This window comes from Planktosalinus sp. (assembly GCF_059864935.1).
Map to the genome: position 1 here is coordinate 1 of NZ_JCBCCK010000018.1, position 5,614 is coordinate 5,614.

6 protein-coding genes are annotated in these 5,614 nt (G+C 40.6%); 4 read left to right on the plus strand and 2 right to left on the minus strand.

All coding sequences use genetic code 11. From position 1 onward, the window contains the following. Positions 1-175: 175 nt before the first annotated feature. Together AC6F75_RS00755 and AC6F75_RS00760 are read right to left on the minus strand one after the other, a co-directional pair. Positions 176-1,288 carry an IS91 family transposase gene (locus AC6F75_RS00755; RefSeq protein WP_500713017.1) on the minus strand — a complete coding sequence of 371 codons (1,113 nt, stop codon included), beginning with the start codon at positions 1,286-1,288 and terminating at the stop codon, positions 176-178. 3 nt (positions 1,289-1,291) lie between these two features. Next, positions 1,292-2,170 carry a tyrosine-type recombinase/integrase gene (locus AC6F75_RS00760; protein ID WP_500713022.1) on the minus strand — a complete coding sequence of 293 codons (879 nt, stop codon included), beginning with the start codon at positions 2,168-2,170 and terminating at the stop codon, positions 1,292-1,294. Positions 2,171-2,426: 256 nt separating this feature from the next. Here AC6F75_RS00760 and AC6F75_RS00765 point away from each other — a divergent pair, with 256 nt between their 5' ends. From AC6F75_RS00765 to AC6F75_RS00780, 4 genes are all read left to right on the plus strand, one after another. Beyond that, the gene (locus tag AC6F75_RS00765; protein ID WP_500713018.1) at positions 2,427-3,308 is read left to right on the plus strand and encodes an energy transducer TonB; all 882 of its coding nucleotides are present in this window, start codon (positions 2,427-2,429) and stop codon (positions 3,306-3,308) included. A gap of 182 nt (positions 3,309-3,490) precedes the next feature. Then, complete coding sequence (locus tag AC6F75_RS00770; RefSeq protein ID WP_500713019.1) at positions 3,491-3,904, plus strand: hypothetical protein; 414 nt, start codon at positions 3,491-3,493, stop codon at positions 3,902-3,904. Positions 3,905-3,984: 80 nt separating this feature from the next. Further along, on the plus strand, positions 3,985-4,599 hold the full coding sequence (locus AC6F75_RS00775; RefSeq protein WP_500713020.1) for an outer membrane beta-barrel protein: 615 nt from the start codon (positions 3,985-3,987) through the stop codon (positions 4,597-4,599). A 178-nt stretch (positions 4,600-4,777) separates the two neighbouring features. Further along, a partial coding sequence (locus AC6F75_RS00780; RefSeq protein ID WP_500713021.1) for an aminoacyl--tRNA ligase-related protein occupies positions 4,778-5,614 on the plus strand: 837 nt, incomplete at its 3' end.

Consider the following 5,614-nt stretch of genomic DNA (forward strand, 5'->3'; position numbering starts at 1 on the left):
TGCGTGCTTTTATCGCACTAATTTGTGTGGGATCCTGATTTTTACAGGTATATTTTGTTGGTCTTTGTTGTTTTCTTTCTTCACTGTTTCCTTTTTTTATTCCTAAACCCTTGTTTTTATGTTTTCTCCTTCTTTTTGGGCATAGGTATGGCCTTACGCTTTTTTTGCGTTGATGTTAAATACCCGATTTTTTCATTTTATCCCTCCAGTTATTGGGTGGCCCCCTGCTGTCAAATGCCAATAGGGTAACCAGTGTCCCTTTTTTACAAACAGGACAACGACGGTGCTTGCTTTGCCCTTGCCGGGGCAGGTTTGGTCTTCCCAATAGTTTTTGCAATCCCGGTAGGATATGTTTTTTCCTGCAACTGCTCAAAATGCCGTAATGCCTTATCCTCACGAAACCCTTTGGCAATATATGCAGGGCAAACCTGCGGATGAACTCTATGTCGCTCAAGGTCATCATTGTTTTTTTGCCCCCATGGCGATAGTCTTTCATTGTGAAGGTCACGTCCTTGTCGAGGCTTTTAATGCGGTGGTTGGAGATGGCTATTTTGTGGGTGTAGCGCCCCAAGTATTCAACCACTTGTTGTGGCCCGAAGAAAGGTTGTTTGCAATACACCACCCAGTCTTTGGAAAAAAGTTGTTCATAAAAGTTCATTGTCTCTGTGGGTTGTTTTCTTAATGCCGCTACCATCTTTGCCCGGAAGACCTTGCTCATCGCCTTGACCGGAAAAAGGAATTTTCCTTTGTTTTTGGCCTGTTCCCATTTACCGCTTTTGGCAACACCGCCTCCGGGCACAATACAATGCAGGTGCGGGTGCAAACAGAGGTTCTGCCCCCAGGTATGCAGGATGGCGATCATACCGGTCTGGACACCCAAGAACTTGTGGTTGTGCCCAAAACCATTTATGACTTCCCAAGCTGTGGTAAAAAGGATATTGTAGAGTTCTTTAGGGGCATATAAAGCCAGTCTGTTGAGTTCCTGCGGCAGGGTAAAGACTATATGAAAGTATGGCACATTCAACAGTTCTGCCTCACGTGCCTGTATCCACTCTTGGCGTTTATGTCCCTGGCATTTGGGGCAGTGGCGGTTGCGGCAACTGTTGTAGCTCAGGTGGAGTTTACCACATGCGGTATGGTTGCATTGGTCTATGTGCCCGCCCAATGCCGCGGTCCTGCAACGGCGCAGTGCGTGGAGGGTGCGCAATTGCCAACTGTTATGGATCAGTTTGTGCAATTGGCCTGTGTTGCGTTCCAGCACTTGTGCCACTTCATGGCGTGGCTGCACGGTTTACCTTGTATAGAGTTTTTCCAGTGGCGAGAATGCCCGTTGCTTGTCCAAGTGGCTCACGTGCAGGTAAACCAGGGTGGTTTGTATATCGACGTGGCCCAAAAGGTCTTTCAGGGTCATAATGTCCAGGCCCATTTCCAAGAGGTGGGTGGCATAGGTATGGCGAAGCACGTGGGTGGTGACTTCTTTTTTGATGCCACTTCTTTGTCGGGCTTGTCGCACCACCCATTGCACCCCACGCGAGGAGAGGGCAACGGGTCTTCCCTCCCTGTCATTGCCGTTGAAGCACCAAGTGGTGGGCTTTTCTGCATCCAGGTATTTTTTAAGCCCACGGATGAGCATATCACAAAGGGGCACATAACGGTCCTTTCGTCCTTTGCCCTGACGGATGTGCAGCATCTTACGGTTAAAGTCCAGGTCTTTTACCTGCAGGTTGCGAACCTCCCCACAACGCAGCCCACAGCCATAGAGCAAGCCAAGCATCACACGGTGTTTGAGCAGCTTTGGGGTATTTAAAAGTAATTGGACCTCTTCACGGCTCAACACCACGGGAAGCTTTTTGGGACGCTCTATACTTGGCAATACCACTTCCAGGGTTTTTACATCGCACACTTTGCAGGCATAGCGAAGCCCATAAACGGTGTGTTTGAAAAAACTATCGGATGGGGTACTGCGGTGGGACTTTAAATGGTGCAGGTAGTCGGTCACCTGTTCGTTGTCCAGGTCAATGGGGTTGCAGTTGTAGAAGAGTGCCAACCGCGCCAGGCAACGTGCATAATTGGTCAGGGTGCTTTGGCTCTTGCCGGAAATGGAAATGGCTTTTTGGAGTTTGCCGTAGAGCAGATCAAAACCTTTTACAGATTTACAGGCTTTTTCAATGAGTGTTTGGTTTTTTTTTCATAATTTTAAAATTGAAAATTAATAGAATACCCTAAAGGTAGTGAATGGCAGCGAAAGTTGCTTGAAGCTACCTTTAGGTTTAGTTCAACATAAGCTATAAGCAATGGCTTCTACTCGCCTACTCGGAAAATCCTTTGGGATTTTCCTCAGGTCTGGGTTTTGTTTGCTAAATTAGTTGCTCAATCCACGCCACAGCTCATAGCCTAATCGTTACCCAACATTTGAAAAAAAAATTATGAAAAAAAAATTAATATTAGGAATAACCTTACTATTTGGCATATTAGTAAATGCACAAAATCTGAATGATGAAAAATTAATGGGAGAATGGGAAGCAATCAATGTTAATATTCCAAATTCTGAACAAGTGCCACAAAAAGAAACTTTAAAAATGGTCGAAGATGCTTTTTTAAACTCAAAGTTCAACTTCAAAGGAAATAAAGTTTTTAGAATTAAGTTTGGAAAACTAGCAGACGACAGAATGAAAGAATTGTTCTTTCTTGACAATCAAAATTGGGTAATAAAAAATGACCAAATCTTAATTGGAACAGAAAACGATGGATTTTCTTCGATGCATATTCTTTTTCAAGAAAATAATGGTAAAACCTATTTTGTCTTACCAATGATTCAATTGGAAATGAAAAAAATAAGCGATGACAAACCTGCAACACCAAAAATTATTGAATCAAAATCAGAACAAGCAGAAAGTATTGATTATTCAAAAACGGAATTGATTGAAAAAGAAATTGACGAATCACAAATAATCGAATTTAAGGACACTGAAAATCCACCACTTGCACCTGACTGTAAAGAAAAATGGGATGTCGAGAAAAGAAAAGAATGTACAAATAAGTATATTCAGATGCACGTAGCTAGAAAATTTAATACTGACCTAGCGGCTGACGTTGGACTAACAGGAAAAATAAAAATTATGATTGAATTTGTAATTGACACAAACGGAAAACCAATAAATATAACAGCAAGTGGAGGACCTGAAATTATGAATCAAAACGCAATCGAAGTTATTGGACTATTGCCGAATTTACGACCAGGAACAAAGGATGGAAAACCAATTAATGTTTCTTATAAAATGCCTCTGACTTTTCAAATTGCTGATTAAAAAAACGTTGGGTAACCCGGCGATAAGCTATGGCTTCTACTCACCCAATCTACAAAGTCTAGCTTCGGCACATAAATTTGCAAGCTTTGAAATAAAATCTGTATTTTAGTTTGCTCAATTAGCATTATGTGAGAAGCGTATGAACGTAGTTAGACAAGTTACAAATATTTAAAATTAAAAAAATGAGGGAATATTTTGTTTTAATGTGCTTAGTGACCTTAGTTTCAACTTCATTTGGGCAAACTTTAAATGAAAAGGAAATTTATGGAAAATGGAAAGTAGAAAAATTTATTGATAAGCCAACAAATCCTCAATTAGCCCCTTTAATTGAAGGATTTGAAAATTCTACTTTCTTTTTTAATCCCAATGGAAACTTTGAACTTACTACTACTTCCAAATCTGAATTGTTCGGAATGATGACAGAAATGACCAAAGGAACTAAATGGAAAGTCGAACAAAATAAACATTATGTGAAGATTGGAAATCAAAAAGATGGATATTCAATAATGGGGATTTCCATTACAGAAATCAATGGGAAAAAAATATTTCATCTCGATGAAAGCGGAATAAAACTTGAAATGACAAAAATCGAATAATATCTGTACTTTAATTTCCCAATTAGTCTGCTATGAAAAGAATAGTAGTGTAGTGTATATAAACAATCACAAACAATTTTATGAAAAAATTAAACTTAATTTTCCTGTTCCTATTTATTTTGGTTTCTTTTGATAGTTTCTCCCAAACTAAAACAGAATGGGGGTTAAAAGCAGGGTTGAATTATACTGACTATTGGGAACAAACCCCGGTTCCAATTGAATATAAAGGAAAAATTGGGTTTTATGTCGGGGGAATTGTAAGTTTTGGTGTTTCAGACAAGGTAAGGATTAATCCCGAATTACTGTTTTCAAGTCAGGTAACTGAATTTTCTTTAAAATTTAATTCTCTCGATATTGGAGACCCTAACGATCCGTTCTTTTCTAGTAGGTATAAAGGTGAACTTAAAGAGTCCTTAATATTAATACCGGTAATGATTCAATACTTGATTAGCGAACATTTTGATGTTGAAATAGGGCCACAAGTAGGGCTTTTAATTAACCAAAGGATTACTGACAACAGACATAATGAATACGAAACCCCCAATTCAGTTGACTTTGAAATGGGGATGAATCTGGGAGTGGGATTCAGGTTTGCACAAAATTATCGAATTGGAACCCGATTTATTTATGGTATTGTAGACCGGGATAAAGTGAAACATTTCGGTTTCCAATTTGGACTTCAATATTATTTCTGATTTAAGACTGTATCATAATTGTGTAGACGTTTCCATCCTTAGATAGGCATAGAATAAAAATACCACCCTAATTTTTTAACTCCTATATTTACACTTCTCCAACACCCCATAAACCTTTAACCTCACAACTCCACATTTGCCAAAATTTCATGTATTTTTGCCCTTTCAAACCACCACTATGCTACAAGTTACAGACATACGCGATAATAAGGCAGCCTATATAGCCGCATTGAAAAAAAGAAACATCGATGCCGCACCACTTTTTGATGAAGTATTGAAAACTGACGAACTGAGAAGAAGCACCCAGGCCAAACTGGACAACATCCTGGCAGAATCCAACAAACTCTCCAAAGAAATCGGGCAATTGTTTCAGTCAGGCAAAGCACAGGAAGCCAATGCTCTCAAAGAAAAAACCACCCAGTACAAAGAAGAAACCAAAACCCTTCAGGATGACTTAAACGCAGCGGTTGAAAAGCTGCAGCAGTTGTTGTACAATATTCCCAATATTCCCAATGCACTTGTTCCTGCAGGAAGCAGTGAAGACGACAACAAAGAAGTTTTTCGCGCAGGCGAAATCCCAAAACTGGCCGATGGCGCACTCCCCCACTGGGAACTTGCCAAAAAATATGACATCATTGATTTTGAACTGGGCAATAAAATCACCGGTGCCGGTTTTCCGGTCTATAAAGGAAAAGGGGCTAAACTACAACGCGCCTTAATCAGCTACTTCCTCGATAAAAACACCACCGCCGGCTATACCGAATATCAGGTGCCGCATTTGGTCAATGAAGCTTCGGGCTTTGGAACTGGACAACTTCCCGACAAGGAAGGACAAATGTACCACGTGACCGGAGACAATCTTTACCTTATTCCTACTGCAGAAGTGCCGGTGACCAATATGTTTCGTGACGAAATCCTTCAAGCCAAAGACCTCCCAATAAAGTGCACCGGTTATACACCTTGTTTCAGAAGGGAAGCCGGAAGCTATGGCGCCCACGTTCGTGGCCTAAACCGA